The organism is Lysinibacillus sp. NPDC086135 (assembly GCF_044746345.1).
Classification (GTDB): Bacteria; Bacillota; Bacilli; order Bacillales_A; family Planococcaceae; genus Lysinibacillus.
On the sequence record NZ_JBIVCA010000033.1, the window covers coordinates 1 to 21,295 of the forward strand.

The 21,295-nt window shown below is 36.5% G+C and carries 22 protein-coding genes, 1 tRNA gene, 1 other RNA gene, 1 pseudogene and 1 other annotated feature (1 of these 26 cut by a window edge); of the genes and pseudogenes, 9 read left to right on the forward strand and 16 right to left on the reverse strand.

The genetic code is table 11. The annotated features are described in order from the left end of the window. Nucleotides 1–252 precede the first annotated feature (252 nt). The 6 genes from ACIPKN_RS25725 to ffs form a co-directional block, all read right to left on the reverse strand. Nucleotides 253–525 carry a pro-sigmaK processing inhibitor BofA family protein gene (locus ACIPKN_RS25725; protein ID WP_142511000.1) on the reverse strand — a complete coding sequence of 91 codons (273 nt, stop codon included), beginning with the start codon at nt 523–525 and terminating at the stop codon, nt 253–255. A gap of 134 nt (nt 526–659) precedes the next feature. Further along, nucleotides 660–875, reverse strand: coding sequence for a YaaL family protein (locus tag ACIPKN_RS25730; protein WP_132364636.1), 216 nt, complete (start codon nt 873–875; stop codon nt 660–662). A gap of 13 nt (nt 876–888) precedes the next feature. Beyond that, nucleotides 889–1,485 (reverse strand): recombination mediator RecR, encoded by a 597-nt coding sequence (gene recR / locus ACIPKN_RS25735; protein ID WP_079564088.1) that lies wholly within the window; start codon nt 1,483–1,485, stop codon nt 889–891. 11 nt (nt 1,486–1,496) lie between these two features. Continuing rightward, complete coding sequence (locus ACIPKN_RS25740) at nt 1,497–1,811, reverse strand: YbaB/EbfC family nucleoid-associated protein (RefSeq protein ID WP_386831561.1); 315 nt, start codon at nt 1,809–1,811, stop codon at nt 1,497–1,499. 21 nt (nt 1,812–1,832) lie between these two features. Next, nucleotides 1,833–3,623: a DNA polymerase III subunit gamma/tau gene (dnaX, locus tag ACIPKN_RS25745; protein WP_400941660.1), complete on the reverse strand. Its 1,791-nt coding sequence runs from the start codon at nt 3,621–3,623 to the stop codon at nt 1,833–1,835. 279 nt (nt 3,624–3,902) lie between these two features. Beyond that, an RNA gene (ffs, locus tag ACIPKN_RS25750) (signal recognition particle sRNA large type) lies at nt 3,903–4,170 on the reverse strand. Between the two features lie 523 nt (nt 4,171–4,693). Between ffs and ACIPKN_RS25755 the strand changes: the two genes are divergently transcribed. The 4 genes from ACIPKN_RS25755 to ACIPKN_RS25770 all read left to right on the forward strand — a co-directional run bounded on the left by ACIPKN_RS25755 (nt 4,694) and on the right by ACIPKN_RS25770 (nt 8,586). Further along, nucleotides 4,694–4,786 (forward strand) — tRNA-Ser (locus ACIPKN_RS25755). Nucleotides 4,787–5,078: 292 nt separating this feature from the next. Next, a complete protein-coding gene (locus ACIPKN_RS25760; protein WP_400941663.1) occupies nt 5,079–6,341 on the forward strand; it encodes an ATP-binding protein in 1,263 nt (420 codons plus the stop codon). Further along, the gene (locus ACIPKN_RS25765) at nt 6,342–7,220 is read left to right on the forward strand and encodes a response regulator (protein WP_142510997.1); all 879 of its coding nucleotides are present in this window, start codon (nt 6,342–6,344) and stop codon (nt 7,218–7,220) included. A 91-nt stretch (nt 7,221–7,311) separates the two neighbouring features. Beyond that, nucleotides 7,312–8,586 (forward strand): cation:dicarboxylate symporter family transporter, encoded by a 1,275-nt coding sequence (locus ACIPKN_RS25770; protein WP_400941665.1) that lies wholly within the window; start codon nt 7,312–7,314, stop codon nt 8,584–8,586. Between the two features lie 71 nt (nt 8,587–8,657). Here ACIPKN_RS25770 and ACIPKN_RS25775 read toward each other — a convergent pair whose 3' ends face one another. Continuing rightward, on the reverse strand, nt 8,658–9,278 hold the full coding sequence (locus tag ACIPKN_RS25775) for an RraA family protein (protein WP_400941667.1): 621 nt from the start codon (nt 9,276–9,278) through the stop codon (nt 8,658–8,660). Between the two features lie 290 nt (nt 9,279–9,568). Between ACIPKN_RS25775 and ACIPKN_RS25780 the strand changes: the two genes are divergently transcribed. Continuing rightward, nucleotides 9,569–9,805, forward strand: coding sequence for a helix-turn-helix transcriptional regulator (locus ACIPKN_RS25780; protein ID WP_400941669.1), 237 nt, complete (start codon nt 9,569–9,571; stop codon nt 9,803–9,805). Continuing rightward, nucleotides 9,798–10,131 (forward strand): annotated as a pseudogene (locus ACIPKN_RS25785) (6-aminohexanoate hydrolase). Before ACIPKN_RS25780 ends, ACIPKN_RS25785 begins: the two are co-directional and overlap by 8 nt. A gap of 174 nt (nt 10,132–10,305) precedes the next feature. Here ACIPKN_RS25785 and ACIPKN_RS25790 read toward each other — a convergent pair. From ACIPKN_RS25790 to ACIPKN_RS25825, 8 genes are all read right to left on the reverse strand, one after another. Beyond that, nucleotides 10,306–10,833, reverse strand: coding sequence for an LOG family protein (locus tag ACIPKN_RS25790; RefSeq protein WP_400941671.1), 528 nt, complete (start codon nt 10,831–10,833; stop codon nt 10,306–10,308). Between the two features lie 149 nt (nt 10,834–10,982). Then, entirely contained in the window at nt 10,983–11,651 is a 669-nt protein-coding gene (locus tag ACIPKN_RS25795) for a deoxynucleoside kinase (RefSeq protein ID WP_142510992.1), read from the reverse strand. Further along, nucleotides 11,648–12,286, reverse strand: coding sequence for a deoxynucleoside kinase (locus tag ACIPKN_RS25800; RefSeq protein ID WP_142510991.1), 639 nt, complete (start codon nt 12,284–12,286; stop codon nt 11,648–11,650). The genes ACIPKN_RS25795 and ACIPKN_RS25800 overlap by 4 nt, the downstream gene beginning before the upstream one ends. 274 nt (nt 12,287–12,560) lie before the next feature. Then, complete coding sequence (locus ACIPKN_RS25805) at nt 12,561–14,972, reverse strand: heavy metal translocating P-type ATPase (RefSeq protein ID WP_400941700.1); 2,412 nt, start codon at nt 14,970–14,972, stop codon at nt 12,561–12,563. An 81-nt stretch (nt 14,973–15,053) separates the two neighbouring features. Further along, nucleotides 15,054–15,260 (reverse strand): copper chaperone CopZ, encoded by a 207-nt coding sequence (gene copZ, locus ACIPKN_RS25810; RefSeq protein ID WP_323657532.1) that lies wholly within the window; start codon nt 15,258–15,260, stop codon nt 15,054–15,056. Between the two features lie 57 nt (nt 15,261–15,317). Beyond that, nucleotides 15,318–15,650: a metal-sensitive transcriptional regulator gene (locus tag ACIPKN_RS25815; protein WP_142510989.1), complete on the reverse strand. Its 333-nt coding sequence runs from the start codon at nt 15,648–15,650 to the stop codon at nt 15,318–15,320. 78 nt (nt 15,651–15,728) lie between these two features. After that, nucleotides 15,729–16,682 carry a cation diffusion facilitator family transporter gene (locus ACIPKN_RS25820; RefSeq protein ID WP_400941675.1) on the reverse strand — a complete coding sequence of 318 codons (954 nt, stop codon included), beginning with the start codon at nt 16,680–16,682 and terminating at the stop codon, nt 15,729–15,731. 18 nt (nt 16,683–16,700) lie between these two features. Then, on the reverse strand, nt 16,701–17,036 hold the full coding sequence (locus ACIPKN_RS25825; protein ID WP_400941677.1) for an ArsR/SmtB family transcription factor: 336 nt from the start codon (nt 17,034–17,036) through the stop codon (nt 16,701–16,703). Nucleotides 17,037–17,222: 186 nt separating this feature from the next. Between ACIPKN_RS25825 and tadA the strand changes: the two genes are divergently transcribed. The 3 genes from tadA (at nt 17,223) to ACIPKN_RS25840 (ending at nt 19,669) form a co-directional block, all read left to right on the forward strand. Beyond that, on the forward strand, nt 17,223–17,741 hold the full coding sequence (gene tadA, locus ACIPKN_RS25830) for a tRNA adenosine(34) deaminase TadA (protein WP_400941680.1): 519 nt from the start codon (nt 17,223–17,225) through the stop codon (nt 17,739–17,741). A gap of 292 nt (nt 17,742–18,033) precedes the next feature. Next, on the forward strand, nt 18,034–19,173 hold the full coding sequence (locus ACIPKN_RS25835) for an SPFH domain-containing protein (RefSeq protein ID WP_400941683.1): 1,140 nt from the start codon (nt 18,034–18,036) through the stop codon (nt 19,171–19,173). A 253-nt stretch (nt 19,174–19,426) separates the two neighbouring features. Beyond that, nucleotides 19,427–19,669 carry a TM2 domain-containing protein gene (locus ACIPKN_RS25840; RefSeq protein ID WP_255505312.1) on the forward strand — a complete coding sequence of 81 codons (243 nt, stop codon included), beginning with the start codon at nt 19,427–19,429 and terminating at the stop codon, nt 19,667–19,669. A gap of 89 nt (nt 19,670–19,758) precedes the next feature. Here ACIPKN_RS25840 and serS read toward each other — a convergent pair whose 3' ends face one another. Then, a complete protein-coding gene (serS, locus tag ACIPKN_RS25845; protein WP_400941686.1) occupies nt 19,759–21,039 on the reverse strand; it encodes a serine--tRNA ligase in 1,281 nt (426 codons plus the stop codon). Nucleotides 21,040–21,109: 70 nt separating this feature from the next. After that, nucleotides 21,110–21,295 (reverse strand) — a binding site (T-box leader); it runs 38 nt beyond the window's last position.

The window sequence follows — 21,295 nt, forward strand, 5'->3', positions numbered from 1 at the left end:
TTTGATGTCCAAAATTTTGTTTCGTTCACTAACTCAAGGTTAGCTAGTAAAAACTTTATTGATTACGTTTTGCTTGTTCAGTTTTCAAGGTTCATATTGTCGCTGTTTTATCTCAACAGCAACTCTTATATAATATCATGTCGTTCACTTGTTGTCAACAATTATTTTTTTAATTTAAAACTCATTTGTTTTTCAACCGTTATCTTAACGACTCTTATTACTATACCACAATATTTTTGTTTTGCAAGCATCTTATAAAAAATATATTAAAGCGGTTATCCCTAGCACACCCGGAATACCTAATATTGCAATTGTGAATACTGAAAATAGATTAATCGGCACATTATAGCCTGCATACCCTATCCCTAAATGAATAATAAATAATAGTAGAAAGGCGAAAGCAAATCTAAACCAAAACACAGACATTCCTTCTAAAATTTTACCCATCTTGGCATGTCTTATTATTATATAAAGAAAAAGAAGCACTACAGGTACACAAAAGCTCATAATTACTAACCACGACATATGGTTTCCCCCTCAAAAATATAATTATGAAAGTTTATGTTTCCTGTTTTGCTTCTATGAATATTATTTATACCTATGCATTAACTTATTTTTAGCGGATGTTTGGACACCTGCTGAAATAAGTTTGAAAACTATTATTTAATTAATACTCTACGAATTCTAGCTTCCTTGAATAAATAAAAATGTATGCTCTCCGCTGCTTTTCGTTGAGCAATTACTTCTAAATCATAGTCATCTAGTAGTTCTTCAATTATCTTCGCCTGCTGCAAATCCTCTTTTGTTCCTTTTATAAGATTCACAAGCTTGTCATCGAATTCTTTTTTTAATTTTCCCTTACTGCGGAAGAACATATTAATCCCTCACTCACAATTCTCGGCGACCTTCCATTGCCTTCGATAACGTTACTTCATCTGCATATTCTAAATCTCCACCTACTGGTAGTCCATGAGCGATCCGTGTTGTTCGAATACCAGATGGCTTCACTAGACGCGAAATATACATAGCTGTTGCCTCACCCTCAATCGTTGAATTCGTAGCTAAAATAAGTTCTTGAACAGTCTCATCTTGCAAACGAACTAGTAGGGACGCGACATTAATATCCTCCGGACCAACACCATCCATAGGTGAAATAGCTCCCTGTAATACATGATACATACCATTGAAATCGCGCATTTTTTCCATCGCAATTACATCTTTTGTATCTTGGACAACACAAATAATAGAATGATTTCTTTGTTTGTCAGTACAGATATGGCATGGATCTACATCAGTTATGTTGCCACATACGGAGCAATAGCTTAAATTTCGTTTAGCATCAATTAGTGCCTTTGAAAAGGATAAAACGTCATCTTCTTTCATTGTTAACACAAAAAACGCCAGACGAGCCGCGGTTTTCGGCCCGATACCTGGCAATTTCATAAAACTATCAATCAGTTTCGATATTGGTTCTGGGTAGTACATTTATTTACCTCCTAGAACGGAAGATTCATGCCTTGAGTGAATTTACCCATTGTTGCATTCGTTTTTTCATCTACTTTTTTCAGTGCTTCATTTGCAGCAACAACGATTAAATCTTGTAGCATTTCGATATCGTCTGGATCTACTACTGATGGATCAAGATTTACTTCTACAATTTCACGTTGACCAGTTACAGATACTTTCACCATACCGCCACCAGCTGTACCTTCAAATTGCTCTGCATTTAAAGCCTCTTGAGCTTCCATCATTTCCTTTTGCATTTTTTGCATTTTTTTCATCATACCTTGCATATTTCCCATTCCACGCATAAACATATTCCTCCTAAATGATTAATCTTCAACAATCTCAATAAAATCTTTACCAAACAGCTTTTCCGCTTCCGTCACAAGTGGATCTTGTGAAGCAAGTGGTTGAGCATCGTCGATAAACGGCCCTTCTGACATTTCTGCCGGAGGTGGTTCTAATAATTCCATTTCATGATCAGTTTCATCCTGAGAGGATTTTTTCTGTTGCTGTAAGCCATGATCACGAATAAACTCTTCACGTAATTTTAACCAAGCCTCTTCAGGCGTACAAAGCATTTCGTACATAGCACCAGTTTGCCCTGCAATTAATTGTGTGAATTGAGCTTTTAGGGATTGATTATCAGCAACCATTTGACAATGAATATCATACTTGAATTTTAACACAAAAGCACTTGAAGATGCCGCAACAGGTTCAGCCTCTGCCAAAAGAGCTGATTGAGATTTTTGCATTTGACTTAATGCCTGTGCCCAAACCGATTTAATACGTTGCACATCTTGCTTTGTAGCATCCTTTAGTATCTCTTGAATACGGCCTGTTGGTGCTTTATAGCCATTCGGACTTTTTGCTCGTGGGCGCTGTTCTTTTGGTGTTTGCGCCGTTTGCATAGGAGCACCAGCTTGTAATTGGGCTGATAGTTGTTGCACCATCTGCTCAAGTGCCACAATTTTTTGGGCGAGCTCAGGGCTCATAGCTACCTCACCTGAAGTGGTAGTCTGACCAACTGCGCCACCCGAAAACTGCACCATTTTAAGTAATGCTGTTTCCAAATAAATCTTTGTATGGTGGGAGAATCGCATTTCTTGCTGTGTTTTCGCTAAAATATCAATGTAGCCATATAGCAAATCCGGTGCAAAATCATGCGCTAATGTAAACACTCGCTCCTCTGGTGATACTAGTTCTAATAATTCGGCCAAATCTTCACTTGTTTGCAGTAATAATAAATCTCGGAAAAATGTAATTAGGTCCTCAGAAAGGCGAAGAGGATCTTTCCCATCCGCAATAAGCTGTTCTAATAACGCAAGCATTTGTGCGACATCTTTTACTTTAAGAGCTTCTGCTAACTCATAGAAAACTTCCTGACTAATAGAACCTGTCACAAGCAATGTATCCTCAAGCTTCAACTTTTCTCCACTAAAGGATACAACCTGATCTAATAAGCTTAAAGCATCACGCATACCACCCGCTGCTGATTGTGCGATTACCTTTAAACCTTGTTCCTCAAATGGTAACTCAATATCTTCTAATACAACTTTCATGCGCTCAATAATATCACCGGTCGAAAGACGCTTGAAATCAAAGCGCTGACATCTCGAAATAATCGTTGCGGGCAATTTATGAGGCTCTGTCGTTGCTAAAATAAATACAGCATGTGAAGGTGGTTCTTCTAACGTCTTTAAAAGGGCATTGAAAGCACTTGTAGAAAGCATATGTACTTCATCAATGATATACACTTTATATCTACTACTCGCAGGAGCAAATCGAACTTTCTCAATGATGTCTCGGATTTCTTCAACGCGCGAATTAGACGCCGCGTCAAATTCAATAACATCTGGGTGAGAACCGTCTGTAATGCTTAAACAAGTAGCACATTCATTACAAGGCTCTTTTGATGGTGCATGCTCACAATTTAAAGCCTTTGCAAAAATTTTAGCTGTACTTGTTTTCCCGGTACCACGTGGGCCAGAAAATAAATAAGCATGTGTTGTTTTATTCGCTAGGAGAGCATTTTGTAGCGTTCTTTTGACATGTGCTTGACCAGACATCTCTCGGAATGATTGCGGTCGATACACACGATAAAATGCTTGATACGTCAATGGATTCCTCTCCTCTTCTTCATTATATAGAATAGTTCTATTATAGCATTTACCTCATTATTTATAAAATATTGTCATCGTTTTTCTAAAACTTCGGGACAATTCTCTTTCACTTCCTGTAGTGAACGCTGATGCTTCCGGCTCCTATCGTCCGCCGCACAATTTGTAACTTCCTTAAACGTGTTGGTGAATGATCTTCCATCCCCAAAAATATTATAAAATCATAAAAAAACGCATCCGCCTTTTGTAGACGGATGCGTTTGAATTGGCAATTTAATGCCGTGCACCTTTCTTCGACAGCCGCACATAAGCGTTACTCTTGTCGTTAGCTCAGATTAGGCAACCCCGCGGCACATGAATAAGACCACTTAATGCTGCTTCCTTCCGGACCTGACATGGTTCATGGGTATCCATTGCGCAGGACCCAATCGTCAACACTACGTGCAAAAGGCAGACCAAACAATACGGACAGCCTCGAAAAAGGAATTCAGTCTCGCTAGAGCGGATTGCGAGTTACAGGACACCGCTACCTTCCCACCTAGCACGGCAATAACTAGTATACTGACTATTTTCATAAATTGCAACTTAATACGCATAATATTTGTTTGGAACATTCTATCTGCATTGTAAAAAAGAAATTGTTAATCCATTTATACCTCGGCATCATTGTAGCTGTCACTTTGCTTTCACACAGATAAACAATGCCTCTGGAATTGGCTTTGTACTTAGGTCTGCATGAGGGCCGACACGATGTCGGCCATTCGACAATGCCACAGGACATGGCGTTTTTATCGATACAGATCAGTTAGCCGTTATTTCATGGATGCGATGATTTTAAGCTAATATCCTATAAGAACTCCTTTTCGATTCCATGACAGCCGTTAAAAAGTGACTTAGTACCGCATTCATTTCCTTCCTATAAAATCGGGAGACTTCTACATCTGACGCTTCGCTTTCGCTACCACAACATTTGTTGAAAAAAAGTTAAAAAAAATAAAAAATCTGTTGACGTAAATTTTAAAATATGATAAATTAAATCTTGTCGATAAGACAACGTAACAAAACAACATGGAGGTATACCCAAGTCTGGCTGAAGGGATCGGTCTTGAAAACCGACAGGCGGGTAACACCGCGCGGGGGTTCGAATCCCTCTACCTCCTCCAGTTTTAAAATTCCGACTACGAATGTAGCCGTTTTTTTTTGCTTAAAAATTATATGTAACATTTATTAGATGCCACTTCCACTTAGGTTGTGGTATTTTTTTATTGTAAATTAAGGTGTTATAACTGTGAAAAATCTATAGCATTATTTCATCTAGACAAATGCACTTTCATTACGAAACTATTTTTCGCCCCAACGTAACATGAAAAGTAGTGGTACAATTACATTTTATTTCAAACACGCAAACGAGCTTTTTAGCTAATGCTCGTTAATATTATTAGGGAGGATTTTTTTATGCACTCGAAATTTTACATATCTCGTGCTTCCCTCACTTGGGTTTTAACAATCGCTCTGTTAACTGCTATTGGTAGTGAAATTAAAATAATGCCTTTCGCTGATACACCTTTTCGTTTTGGATTAGGAAGTATTATTTTCTTTTTGTGTACTCTACTAAGACCTACACCGATCATTTTTGCTGGATTTACTACGAGTATCGTGACAACCATTTTTCGAGTTATCATTAATTACACTTTACATGATGTTCCAGTAGTCGATAGTTTACTAATACATTTGCCTGCCGCCGCCTTTTATATAATGTTTGCAATATGCCTACAAATTCTAAGCATTCATCAATATAGAGAAAAACCACTATTGCTTGGATTGCTAGTTGCATTTAGTGAAGTATTCAGTAATTTAGTGGAACAACTATTTCGTTTTTTTATAAATTCTTATACTTTTTTATTCCTTCATGATTTACTTATATTATTAGCAGTTGCTTTATTACGTAGCTTTTTTGTTGTTGGTATTTATAGTTCTATTTTAATTGCTGAGCAAAAAAAACGTGTTCAAGAAATGCTTACGATCGGCTCAGATTTATATGTAGAGACACTTTATTTAAAAAAATCGATGAACGATATAGAAGCAATAACAATCAGTGGGTTTGAATTATATCGACAATTAAAATCGCTAGGTTATCATGCAGAAAGTTTACAGGCACTTCATATTGCCCAGGAAATTCATGAAGTGAAGAAGGATTCACAACGCATTTATGCAGGTATTTCTAAAATTGTTGGTGAAAAGAGCTTTGGATCCCTTAGATTGTCAGAATTATTACATTATATTGAAGACGGCAACAGTAAGTACGCTCATTTTCTCGGGAAAGAAATTGAAATTAAATTAAATATTGAAATCGATTTTCAAACGAAGGAACATATTGCATTACTTGCACTTTTGAATAATTTAACAGCTAATGCTATAGAAGCAATTGAAAATCAAGGCATCATTTCTATTGCCATTCAGCAGCAACAGGATGATACTGTACTAACAGTATGCGATAACGGGAAGGGCATTCCACAAAGTAATCTCTCTATTATTTTTGAACCTGGATACACTACAAAATACAATGTAGACGGTGTCGCAGCAACAGGTATTGGTCTTTCACATGTTGTTGAATTAGTAAATAAATTAAATGGCTCAATAACCGTTGAATCAAATACTCAAAACACGATGTTTAAAATTACAGTTCCTACGCAAACTATTCAAACAGGAGAGACTTAAATGAGGTATTTTATTGTAGATGATGATCGTGCAAGTCGGGTCATGTTAAAACAAATTATTGAAGATAGTGGCTTAGGTACAGTTATTGGTGAAGCACGCAATGGTGAGGACGCCATTCCACAAATTTTAATGACACAACCTGAATTTGTGTTGATTGATTTACTCATGCCCAAGCTTGATGGGATTGCAACAGTCGAACACCTTATTCAAAATCGTTTTGAAGGACAATTTGTCATGATTTCTCAAGTTGTGAATAAGGAAATGGTTGGTGAGGCATATAAGCAAGGTATAGATTTCTTTATTCATAAACCGATAAACCGTATTGAGGTTGAAAATGTTTTACGTAAAACAACTGAACAATTTCGCCTAAAAAATTCATTGCTTATTATTCGCCAATCACTTACAAATATTGATCTAAGTGAACAAATAAATCACAAAGCAACGTCACGCGATCATATTCAATCTATCTTAAATGATATGGGTATCGTTGGTGAGATTGGAAGCGAAGATATTATAGCTATCATCGAAACATTACTTGCGCATCAGCACAAAATTGCACCACTTCCACCATTAAAGGAGCTTTATGAGGAGGTTGCAGTTGTCACAAAGGCTACACCAGATGAAATTTTGAAGGAAAGTAAAGCCATTGAACAGCGGGTGCGCCGTACTATATTAGCAGCGATGATAAATCTCGCCAATTTAGGTGTCGTAGATTATACAAACTCCGAATTTGAATATTATGCACCTCGATACTTTGACTTTAAAGAAATTCGTCATCTTATGACTCAGATAGAAGATCACGGAAATCGTAAAGCAAAGGTTAATATTAAGAAATTTATTCAGGTGTTATATTCAGACATTTTAACTAAAGTAAATTAATTTTCTCGGATTTTGTCGGATTTTATAAGTCCTCCGTATTATTAAAGTAAGGCAAGTCCTAAAAATTTTAATATTAGGAGGTACTAAGATTTTGAAGAAGAAATTTAGAATCAGTTTAGCCACTCAAATTTTAGTCGGTTTGATTTTAGGGATTATTATTGGTGGTATCTTTTACGGAAACCCCAAAATTGAAACATATCTACAACCTTTAGGTGATATTTTCCTTCATCTAATTAAAATGATTGTTGTACCGATTATTATTTCAACTTTAATCGTTGGTGTTGCTGGCACTGGAGATATGAAACAGCTTGGACGATTAGGCGGAAAATCGCTTATTTACTTCGAAATTATTACAACAGTAGCAATTGTCATTGGTTTACTTTCCGCAAACTTATTCCAACCAGGCGCGGGTATAAACATGAACGAGCTCTCTCAAGGAGATATTTCAAAATACGTTGCCACTACAGAAGAAGTACAGCATGAAGGACCATTTGATATTATTGTAGGCATTGTACCAACAAATATCATTCAGGCAATGTCTGAAGGTAATATGCTTGCGATCATCTTCTTCTCAGTTATTTTTGGTTTAGGGGTTGCTGCCATTGGCGAACGAGGAAGACCAGTATTAGACTTCTTCCAAGGGGTAGCAGATACTATGTTCTGGGTAACTAACCTCGTAATGAAATTCGCTCCAATTGGGGTATTTGGTTTAATTGGTGTAACCGTTTCCAAATATGGATTCGCTTCCCTAATACCACTTGGTAAACTCGCTATACTTGTTTATGCAACAATGCTATTCTTTATCTTTGTCGTTCTTGGTCTTGTGGCCAAATTTACAGGTATCAGTATCTTCTTCTTAATTAAAGTACTAAAAGATGAGCTGATTTTAGCGTTCTCAACAGCAAGTTCTGAAGCTGTGTTACCACGAATTATGTTGAAAATGGAGAAACTAGGTGCTCCAAAGGATATCGTATCCTTTGTTATTCCAACCGGTTACTCCTTTAACTTAGATGGTTCTACACTGTACCAAGCTATTGCTGCATTATTTATTGCTCAAATGTACGGTATTCACCTAAGCATTGGTGAACAAATTACGTTAATGCTTGTATTAATGGTTACATCTAAAGGGATTGCAGGTGTTCCAGGCGTATCATTCGTTGTGCTTCTAGCAACTTTAGGTACTGTCGGCATTCCAATTGAAGGTTTAGCATTCATCGCAGGTATCGATCGTATTCTTGATATGGGACGTACAGTCGTTAACGTAATTGGTAACTCACTTGCATCTTTAGTTATGGCGAAATGGGAAGGCCGTTTCGATTCAGAGAAAATGAAAAATTACTTTAATGATAATAAAAATTTAGCATAAAAATTAAAAAAATCCTCACGATGTATGGATGGCATCGTGAGGGTTTTTTTATTTTTGATCACTGAAAGGAGTTAATACTTTAATACTTTATCTAAATAATTAATAATAGATTCTTTTCCATTTGCATGTGCCTCTTGAGCACGTACGTCATCTTTTTCAAGCTTTACCTCAGCGGCTGCTACAATACGCTCTGCATCTTCCTGTGGCACGACAACGACACCGTCCACATCCCCAATAATATAATCACCAGGGCGAACAGAAACGCCTCCAATAGCAATAGGAACATTTACTTGGCCACCGCCATTTTTATTGCCAGCTGCTACCGTTGTACCAAGTGAAAATACGGGAAAGTCTAGTTCACGAATAGCTGCAATATCACGAATAACACCATCAACGACAAAGCCCTGTACACCTATACCCTTCGCTAATGAAAGAACAAAATCACCAGCAACTGCACGATTGGTATTCCCTTTAGCGTCAATTACTAAAATATCCCCTTCTTGAGTAGCTCGAATGGCTTCCAATACTGCACCATTTTCGCCATCTGGTAAGCGTACTGTTACCGCACGGCCAGCAATTTTATAATGATCTGCTAACGGTTTAATATCACTGCGTAAATTCGTATGTCCTCCTGTCGCATCTGAAACTGCAGTCGTTGGCAAATGCTTAAAACTTACTTCCACTTTTGTCATCTATAACACCCCTATTATAATTTACGAAAGCTTTACACAATTATTGTAAATAAAACTCATCTACTATTTCAATATATTTCAGAAAATTACGTAATTTATGTCGCTACTAGCATTAATAATTGTTAAAAAGATCAATCATCTGTAATAAAGTTTTTAATTAAAAATCCTGTTTTTTCTCTAACTACAGGAGTAAATTGTATAAATGATATTTATAGTAAGGCACATATAAACTTACTTTTATATAAAAATAAATATATTAAGTATAAGTTTACCAATAGGAGGCGATTGTTTTGAAAGGAGAATTTGGTGATTCGATTAAAAATAAGGTGTATGAACATAGGGTGTTAAGAAGAATGTCCCAAAAGGAGTTAGCTGACGCTGTTGGAGTTTCTAAGCAAACTATCTTTGTAATGGAAAAGAATAATTATTCCCCTTCACTAGTGTTAGCATATCGAATAGCCAACTTTTTTGAGGTTGATATAAGTGAAATATTCTCTTATGTACGAAAGGAAGATAATAATGATTGATTTATTAAACAATTGGATGTTAGAAAGTACTGATAATTTTAATATTGTTGTAGGAATTACAGCCATTCTATTACTAGGTTCTATAGTTATACTTTTCATCTTCAGTAGAAAAATTGGGCAACCCGATGAAAGAACGAATGCTATCTATCTATCTTAAAATCATTTCATGTATGTTTACTACCCAAATTATTATGAATGCTATTTTTATTTCATTAGTTGATAGTAATATCGAATACTTCCGTCAGTTCTTTCTACTACTTCAAGGCATTGTATTTTTAATTGGGGCAATTTATGCAATTAGATTATATAGAAAAGAAATTAAATAATCTTACATAGCTTAAATATTTATAAAATTTAACAAATTCATTAGAAAAGAATCCATTTTGATCAATCTTTTTTCAAAATGGATTCTTTTATTTATTTTAAAGTAGCACTACTTCATGATTCTGAAGAGCGGAAAAGTGAAGCTATAAAAAACGTGGCATGAAGTCGGCAAAAAATTACCCATGTTTTTTTAATAAATGTAATACTTCTTCCGATGTAGTAGCTACATGAACAAGTGACTTCTGTTCAGTTCGTATAAAACCTTCCTCCAGCATTTTCTGAAGTTGTTGTAAAAGCGCATCATAAAAATTATTTACATTATATAAAATTACAGGTTTTTCATGTAGTCCAATTTGTGCCCATGTAAACACTTCAAAATATTCATCCATTGTCCCTCCACCACCTGGTAAAGCTATAAAAGCATCTGCTAACTCTACCATTTTGGCTTTACGTACATGCATAGACTCAACAAAATGAAGCTCTGTTAACGAGGCATGTGCTATTTCCCGCTGCTGTAAATGAGTTGGCATCACGCCAATAACCTCTCCTCCAGCTTTTAATACTGCATCTGCAACTTTGCCCATCAGTCCTGTTTTCGAACCACCATAAACGACACCATGACCATTTTGAGCTAATACAGTCCCTAATTCGGCTGCTTTCTCTGCATAAATTGGGTTTATGCCTAAGCCGGAACCGCAATACACCGCTATTTTTATAACAATCCCTCCTACTCAAAAGACGTGACACAATAGGCTACATATTGTCTCACGTCTTTTGATCATTTATTTTCTTCAATTACTTTTTTCTGCACGTAGCTGCGCATTCGGTCATAAATTTAAGCATAGTTTATTTCCTATTTACGTAAATGGCTCGTTTGTTTTAGCATATGACTGATGCGGCTCACAATTGATTCAATTGCCTCAGGATTTTTTAATAAATCATAATCATTAATATCCAAACGAAGAACTGGGCATGAATTAAAATTATTGATCCAGTTCTCATAGCGGTCATGCATTTCAATCCAATAATCATTCGGTGTTTGTTGCTCCATTGTACGTCCACGCTCTTGAATACGACCAATTACAGCATCAATTGGCCCCTCTAAATAAACAAGTAAATCTGGATGTGGGAAATACGGTGTCATCACCATCGCATCAAATAAATTTGTATACGTCTCGTAATCCGTTGGGCTCATTGTACCTTTGTCATAATGCATCTTAGCAAAAATCCCTGTATCTTCGTAGATTGAACGGTCCTGAATAAACCCGCCTCCATATTCAAAGATTCGTTTCTGCTCCTTAAAACGCTCCGCTAAAAAATACACCTGTAAATGGAAGCTCCATTTTTCAAAGTCCTCATAAAATTTATCTAAATATGGGTTAGTATCCACCTTTTCAAATGAAGTACGGAAATTTAACGCTTCTGCCAACGCCTTTGTCATTGTTGACTTCCCTACACCAACCGTACCAGCGATTGTAATGACCGTTTGTGGAGGAATACCATATTTCTCTCTCAAATTCATTGTTGCAAGCTCCTTTGTTGTAACGTATCCTTTATTGTTTGTAAAACATATTTCAAATCATTTGGATTTTTTACGAAATCAAGCTGATCACCATTAAATCGAATAACAGGAATATCAGGATGCATATTCTCAAAATGCTCGATAAAGGAATGATAATCTGCCACCAGTTGCTCCATGTAATCCCGTGAAATCATTTTTTCAAATTCACGACCACGCATCGCAATACGTTTCATCAATGTATCAACACTGGCATGTAAATAAACAACTACATTCGGTACAGGCATATCTTTCGTTAATATTTTATATATTTCCTCGTATTTATCATACTCAGCTGATGCCAATGTACGCTTTGCAAATATTAAATTTTTAAAAATATGGTAGTCCGCTACAACAGGTTTATCATCTGTTAAACGGAAATTTTTTATATCCGATAATTGTTTGTAGCGATTACATAGGAAGAACATTTCCGTCTGGAAACTCCACTCCTCTATGTTTTCATAAAACTTATTTAGAAAAGGGTTTTCGTCTACTATTTCTTTTAATAGATGGTAATTAAATGTCGCTGCAATCTCTTTAGATAAAGAGGTTTTACCAACACCAATCGGACCTTCTACCGTAACAAATGGAACCGTCACCAGAAGCTCCTCCTTTATGTTCTATGGATTCTATCGTCAATTACCCGTCTCTCGGGGTTTGTATTATATTGTAGCTATTGCTTCGCTTTCAATGCGTCCGGAATCGGCTGAAAGAAGTTAAAAATAAATCAGTGTTTTTCATTGTATCATAGTGAGAAAGTGAAAAACAGAACCAAACTATTTCTCTATTAAAATAGGAGGCGAAAACCAATACCGTGACATCCGCTGAAATAAATAAAAAGTAGACCCACTCAAAGTGGATCTATCTTTCCCCTTATAATTTAACTCGCTGCAAACGCAGTGCATTTAAAACGACAGATACGGAGCTAAAGGCCATCGCTGCACCTGCTACCCATGGAGCTAGTAAACCGATTGCGGCAATTGGAATACCTAATGTGTTGTAAGCGAATGCCCAGAATAAGTTTTGTTTAATGTTGCGCATTGTTTTACGACTCATGATGATAGCATCTGCAATACTGTTTAAATCGCCGCGAATCAGTGTGATATCCGCTGCTTCCATAGCAACATCTGTACCGGTACCAATCGCCATCCCAATAGTAGCTGTCGCAAGTGCCGGGGCATCATTAATGCCATCACCAACCATCGCTACTTTTTTACCCGTAGCTTGCAGTTTTTTCACTTCATTAGCTTTGCCTTCCGGAAGTACTTCGGCAATCACATGATTCACACCAACTTCTGCTCCAATTGCTTGTGCTGTACGTTCATTATCACCAGTCATCATAATTACAGTAATGCCCATCTCTTGTAGACGACTAACCGCTTCTTTTGAAGTATCTTTCACTGTATCAGCAACTGCTACTAGACCAGCATACTGACCGTTAATGGCAGCTAGCATTGCCGTTTTACCGTTTTCCTCCAATTGCTCCATTGTTGGTAGAATATCATCCATATGAATACTGTATTGTTGCATCAATTTACGTGTACCGATGATAACGCCTTGACCAGAGACCGTCGCTTGCACACCGTAACCCGGTATTGCTTCAAAGAATTGAACATCTCCTAGATTAATACCGCGATCAACAATCCCTTGAACAATTGCTTCTGCTAACGGATGCTCTGATTGCTTCTCTGCTGCACCAATCAACGATAAAAAGCGTGCTTCATCTTGATTTGCTGCTAGTATAACATCCGTTAATACAGGTTTGCCGTGTGTCACTGTACCTGTTTTATCAACAACTACTGTATCGATGCTTTGTGTCTGCTCTAAATGTTCTCCACCTTTAAATAAAATACCAAATTCCGCTGCACGACCAGAACCCGCCATAATAGAAGTTGGCGTTGCTAATCCAAGCGCACATGGACAAGCGATAACGAGAACTGCAATTAAAACTTCAAGTGCAGGCGTAAATTCACCAGGTTGCACCCAAATAATCCAAATTAAAAACGTGACAAGTGCAATGCCAACAACGATTGGTACAAAAATACCTGAAATTTGATCTGCTAAGCGCTGAATTGGCGCTTTGGAGCCTTGTGCATCTTCTACAACTTTAATAATTTGTGCTAAGGCTGTTTCACGACCGACTTTAGTCGTCGTCATTTTAATGAAGCCATTTTTATTTATAGTAGAACCAAATAATAGGTCACCTTGCTTTTTATCAACAGGTAAACTTTCCCCTGTTAACATTGATTGATCTACAGCTGTTGTTCCTTCTAATACCTTACCATCAACAGGAATTTTTTCACCAGGCTTCACTAAAATAATGTCACCAATGACTACTTCTTCTAACGGTACTTCTTTCTCTACACCGTCACGAACAACGATGGCCGTTTTTGCCTGAAGGCCCATTAATTTCTTGATTGCTTCAGATGAGCGACCCTTTGCTTTTGCCTCAAATAATTTACCTAATAAAATTAAAGTAATTAATACGGCACTCGTTTCAAAATATAGGTGAGGGGCATGATGTGACCCCGCAGTAATAATTGCTTGATATACGCTATAAAAATACGCCGCAGATGTTCCCATTACTACAAGTACATCCATATTGGCACTACCATTACGTAAAGCTTTGTAGGCTCCAACGTAAAATTGTTTCCCAATAATAAATTGAACAGGCGTAGCCAACACCATTTGCACCCATGGATTCGTTAAAAATTCAGGAACATATAAAAATGATGTAAATGAAAAATGTCCTACCATCGTCCACAGTAATGGTAATGAAAGAATGGCCGATAAAATAAATTTTTTCTGCTGTTGTTTGATGGCCAGCTCACGATGATCCACAGTTTCTTGCTCATCTGCCTTTTGATGAGCCTCATATCCTAATTTCTCAACCTTTGCAATAATATCTGCAATCGTCACCTCAGATGGATTAAATTCTATAGTAGCTTTTTCGAGTGCTAAGTTAACGTTTGCAGAGGATACACCTGCTAGTTTATTTAAACCCTTCTCTATACGTGTAGCACAGGCTGCGCATGTCATGCCCGTAATATTGAATTCTGTTTTTTGCTTCACGACACCATAACCAAGTGCTTCAATTTTCTTTTCAAAGTCTTCTTCGTTTAATTTTGTCGGATCATATTTAATGGATGATTTTTCAAGAGCTAAATTAACTGTCGCTTGTTCTACACCATCCATTTTATTTAAACCTTTTTCTATACGAGACGCACAGGCTGCACATGTCATACCTGTAATTTGCAAATTTGCTTCTTTTATTTCCGAACTCATCATCATTTCTCCTCTCCACATACCAACACGGGGTATGTTAAATTGAAAATAAGAGAGTGCTACAAGAGCACCCTATTTATATTATTTAACGTCATAGCCTTGATCATCGATCGTTTCTTTAATTTGGTCTAGAGATACTTGTGTTTCGTCAAATGCTACATCTACTAAACCTTCTGCTAAGTTTACTTTTACTTGTTCAACGCCAGTTAAAGCGCCAACACTTTTTTCTACTGAGTTTACACAATGTCCACATGACATTCCTTGTACGTTTAAAGTTACGTTTTGCATAAATATCTCTCCTTTAATGTTAAGTACTGTATAGGGGTATATATTTCTTAAAAAAATTTACTTTTTCATTAACTTTTGAATAGTCACTACTAATTCATCTAACACTGCATCATCACCTTCTGATAGGCGATCTACTACACATCCCTTTAAATGACCTTCTAATAATATCTTTGCAACACTATTTAAAGCAGACTGTGTGGCAGACAGTTGCGTAATAATATCATCACAGTAAACGTCTTTGTCAATCATCCCTTTAATACCTCGGATTTGACCTTCAATTCGATTTAAACGAGTCGTTAAATCCTTTTTAACGCGTTCAGGATGATGACTTTTTCGGCACGAAGTAGCTTCCTCTGTATGACAAGCATCTTCTTTCACTTTATCCTCCATTTAATACACCTCCTACCTTACAATTTTATATTACCATACCCACGAAGGGTATGTAAAGCCGAAAATTTTTAGAATTTTTTAATGATGATGGTGATGATTTGACTGCTCATTTATTATTGTACATAAAATGGAGTTATCATGCTTATGTGCTACTGTTTCCAATTGAATCGTTACGTGCTTTATGCCCTTATGCTCAAGATTATGTTCAATTTCTCGTAATATATGCTCACTATCCGCAATTTTTAGCTGGCCATCAACAACTGCATGACAAGAAAGTGCATTTGTTCCGCTTGTTATTGTCCAAATGTGTAAATCGTGAATGCTATGCACACTATCTGTCTGTACAATAGTTTGTATAATTTCTTCAACGTCTACGTTTGAAGGTGTTCCTTCCAAAAGAACATGAACAGCAGCCTTCGTTACATAGTAGCCGCTTCTCAATACTAATATTGCAACAATAACACTCGCCAATGGATCAGCCCAGCCCCAACCAAAAAACATCATTAATAATGCGGCTACGATGGCCCCTACAGATCCAAGCATATCGCTTAATACGTGTAAAAAAGCTCCACGCATATTTAAATTATCTTGTGTATCACTGCCACGCATCATAATCCAAGCGACTAAAATATTGATCAAAAGACCGATTGTACTAATAATCAACATCCCTGTAGTTGCCACTTCTGGTGGATTTGCAAAACGTTTTATTGCTTCATAGAAAATGAATAAAGCAATAAAAATTAATGTCACACCGTTTAATACTGCTGCTAAAATTTCAAATCGTTTATAACCGTACGTTTTACTATAGCTTGCAGCCTTTTCTCCCAATATAAAGGCAAGTAAGGCTATTGCTAATGAAATGGCATCACTTAACATATGACCTGCATCGGATAAAAGAGCCAAACTATTTGTTAAATAGCCACCAATCACTTCAACAATCATATAACTCGTAATAATAATAAATGATACTATTAAAACCTTTTTGTTTGCGCCATGTGTATGATCATGGCTGTGATCATGATTATGTCCCATGTTTTATCCCCCCATTATCTAGTTATGTGTAGCATGCTCAATAGCTTGCATCAACAAATTCATAATGTGATCATCATCTGTTGAATAATATAAAGTTGTACCTTCTCTTCTATATTTCACTAACCGTAAATTTTTCAAAAAACGCAATTGATGTGAAACTGTTGATTGACCTAAATCTAAAACCTTAGCAATGTCGTTGACTGCATGTTCATCCGTACATAATAAATTTAAAATACGAATTCTTGTCGGATCACTTAATGCTTTAAATGTTTGAGACACGACAAATAGAGTTTCTTCGTCTAAATGTTGCTTTTTGTTATCCTGAACCTCTGTATTTCGTAATTTTTCATCCATTTAGTTTACTCCTAACCTTTTTATATTTATATATGAGAATATGTTCATATATAAATATAAATAGTTTTTTTGGAAATGTCAACGTTTTACGTTCTTACCGAATCCAGACGCGATTATTCCGAGACATACTTGATAGTAGCAATTGTCAATTAAGCAAGATACACTAAGTGATAAGGAGAGATCATAGTGGATATTTTTAAAACAGACCGATTGTTTATGAACAGTGCACTAGAAGAAGCTAAGAAAGCAGCTTTACTTGGAGAAGTGCCAATAGGGGCTGTGCTTGTATATGATGGAGAGATTATTGCACGAGCTCATAATTTACGAGAAACAACACAAAATGCAACGACGCATGCTGAATTAATGGTTATTCAAGATGCTTGTAAAAAAATAGGAAGCTGGCGTCTTGAAAAAACAACACTCTATGTGACACTTGAACCTTGCCCTATGTGTGCAGGTGCAATTTTGCAATCTCGTGTGCCGCGTGTCGTATATGGTGCAAGGGATATAAAAGCAGGCTGTGTAGATTCACTCTATCGATTATTAAACGATGCACGCTTTAACCATGAATGCGAAGTAACAGAAGGAATTTTAGCTGAGGAATGCGGACAAATCTTAACCGATTTTTTCCGAGCATTACGTGAACGAAAAAAAGCAGAGAAAAAGGCACGACAAGCTTTAGTTGTTGAAAATGAAAAATTTTAAAAATTTCACATAGTGAAGAAGGTGTCTCAGATTGAGGCACCTTCTTTTCTATGATTAGGGGATAGCATATATATGAAATAGGTTGTAATAGCGACAACATTATTCATAACAATAATGTTTTTAAATACGCAGTCTAAAAAAAATGGAAAAAGCGATATAGCAAGTACATTACTGACTAACCTAAAGAAAAATTTCAATACACATAAACCATTGACATGCATAAACTGAAAAGGGAAAATATAACTAGTAATAATTTAATTTAAAAGGTAATTAATAGGGAGGTAATGTTTTAATGCCTATTTTTGATAGAGTGAAGTTCGATGGTTTACGCTCACGCGATTGGTTAATCTACAAGCATCCGAATGAAAAGCTAGTGTTAGGTACTACACTTATCGTCAACGAAGGTCAAGTAGCCATTTTTGTAAAGGGTGGGCAAATATGTGATGTATTTAATTCAGGCACACATGTTTTATCAACCAATAACTTACCATTACTTCACCATGTTGTGAATTTTACTTATGGAGGGGATACACCTTTTTCAGCAGAAATCTACTTTATAAATCTAACGGTAAAATTAGATTTATATTGGGGAACCTCTGATCCTATTCAACTAATTGACCCAAAATACTTTGTAAAATTACGTATACGAGCATTTGGACAATTGGCTCTTCGCCTTGATGACTATTTATTATTCTTTACAGAAGTTATAGGCTCTATGAATAAAGATGATATTGTTAGTTTCGAAAAAGTACAAGATTACTTTAAAGGTTCTCTTATTACATCCATAAAAACTGAACTTGCAAATAAAATTATTAATGAGAAAATCTCTGCACTAGAAATAACAACAGAGCTTCATAATATTTCAAATAGTTTAAAAGGAAAAATATCTGAAGAATTCAATGCGTATGGTTTTATAATGGCCCATTTCCATATTCAATCAATTAATTTCCCAGAGGAAGATTTCAATAAAATAAATGAAATTTTACAAGATAAAGCTAAGTTCGAAATTATGGGTGACAATCGTTATGTAACACAACGTAGCTTTGATATATATGAATCTGCTGCATCAAATGAGAATGGAGTAGCTGGATTATTTGCTACAAGTGGAGTTGGCTTAGGCGTAGGGCAAGGTATGGTGACTATGATGAATCAACAAGTACAACAGCCTAGCAATAATGTTACACATAAAATATGTCCTTCTTGCCATGGTAATATCTTATCTACTAGTAAATTTTGCAACTTATGTGGTGAAAATTTAACGCTAAAGGTCATTACATGTCATTCTTGTCAGAGTGAAAACGAGGAATCATCAAAATTCTGTTCTTCTTGTGGAACTAGTTTACACAAGCCTGTTTGTTCATGTGGACAAGAACTAGATGTTACTTCGAAATTTTGTAATAACTGCGGTACTCCAGTCGAATCAATTCAATAGATAATCATAACAGTGTAGTTAAAAACGATACATCGGAAAATGTAAATTAAACAAATATCATTGATTAGGAGATATTGACATGAAAAATATCGAATGTCCACAATGTGGTGCAGCGGCTGATGTCACATTAGCTCAATGTAAATATTGTGGTGAAAAATTCAATTTCCAAAAAGAACAGCAAATTGTGCAACAACCAGTTTATCAACAGCAATCACAGCCTGTATATCAAACACAGCCCCAATATTCAGCTCCTATGTTTGACGGCATCGATCCTTCTTGGCCTATAAAAAATAAAACAGTCGCAGGGGTACTAGCTATCTTTTTAGGTGGAATCGGAATCCATAAATTTTACTTAGGGAAAATTGGACAAGGTATATTGTACCTCATCTTCTTCTGGACATATATTCCGGCCCTTATAGGCTTTATAGAGGGCGTTATTTACTTGCTTTCTAACGAACATAACTTCTCTGTGAAACATCGAGTTCGACCTCGCTAACCTACTTTTTAAAAAAAGAAAAACTACTGTAGAGATTAGATATTTTCAACAGTAGTTTTTTCTTTTAGCCGCTTTGTTTTCGACTCGGCTTACTTTGGAGCGATTACTTCTTTTCCGCCCATATATGGTCTTAATACTTCAGGAATTACTACGCTTCCGTCAGCTTGCTGATAATTTTCTAGGATTGCTGCTACTGTACGGCCGATTGCAAGACCTGAGCCGTTTAATGTGTGTACATACTCTGGTTTTGCATTTGGCTCACGACGGAAGCGAATATTTGCTCGACGTGCTTGGAAATCTTCAAAGTTAGAGCATGAAGAGATTTCGCGGTACATATTTTGAGCTGGAATCCAAACTTCTAAATCGTACTTTTTCGCAGCAGTAAAGCCTAAATCAGCTGTACACATTTTTAGTTTGCGGTATGGTAACCCTAATAATTGTAGTACTTTTTCTGCATGACCTGTTAATAGTTCTAGCTGTTCATAAGATTCTTCTGGTTTAACAAAGCGTACTAATTCTACTTTGTTGAATTGATGTTGGCGAATTAAACCACGTGTATCGCGTCCCGCAGAACCTGCTTCTGAACGGAAGCATGCACTATATGCTGCAAAGCCATGTGGTAATGCTTCAGCTGGTAAAATTTCATCACGATAGAAGTTTGTCACAGGTACTTCTGCTGTTGGAATCATGAAATAATCTGTGTCATCTAACTTAAAGACATCTTCTTCAAATTTAGGTAGTTGTCCTGTCCCTGTTAAGCTATCACGATTGACAATTACAGGTGGTAACATTTCTTCATAACCATGCTCTTCTGCATGTAAGTCCATCATAAACGTCATTAAAGCACGTTCTAAACGAGCGCCAAGACCACGATAGAATAAGAAACGACTACCAGTCACTTTTGCACCACGTTCAAAGTCAACAATTTGTAAGTCTGTAGCGATATCCCAGTGTGCTTTAATGTCAAAATCAAATGTTGGTATCTCACCCCAAGTATATTCTTCCACATTATCGTCCTCTGTTGTGCCAACTGGTACAGATTCATGTGGAACGTTTGGTAAACGCATCATCATATCGTTAAAGCGTTCTTCTACATCATTTAATTGAACATCTAGCTCTTTAATTTCATCGCCAACTTGACGCATACGTGCAATAACTTCATCCGCATTTTCTTTGTTACGCTTCATAATAGAAATTTGCTCAGATACTTTATTGCGCTCAGCTTTAAGCTCTTCTGTTTTTGCAATTAATTCACGACGCTTTGCATCTAATTGCTCAAAATCGTCTAAGTTTCCTAAATCCTCATTACGTGTTAATAGCATTTCTTTAATTTCCGCGAAATTATCGCGCACGCGTTTAATATCTAACATCGTCATACCTCCAGTAGATTCTTAATGATGGGAAAATAGTTAGTAAAAACACAAAAAAGCCCTCATCCCCAAAAGGGACGAGAGCTACCCGCGTTGCCACCCTAATTGATTAGACACATTGTACTTTGTCTAATCCACTTATTTCATAACGGCATTTCAGCCGGCGACAGCCTACTTCATTAACTTCGACTGCGCAACTCCAGGACGGATTCACAAGTGCTTTTATCAGCTTCCACCACCCGCTGACTCTCTAAAA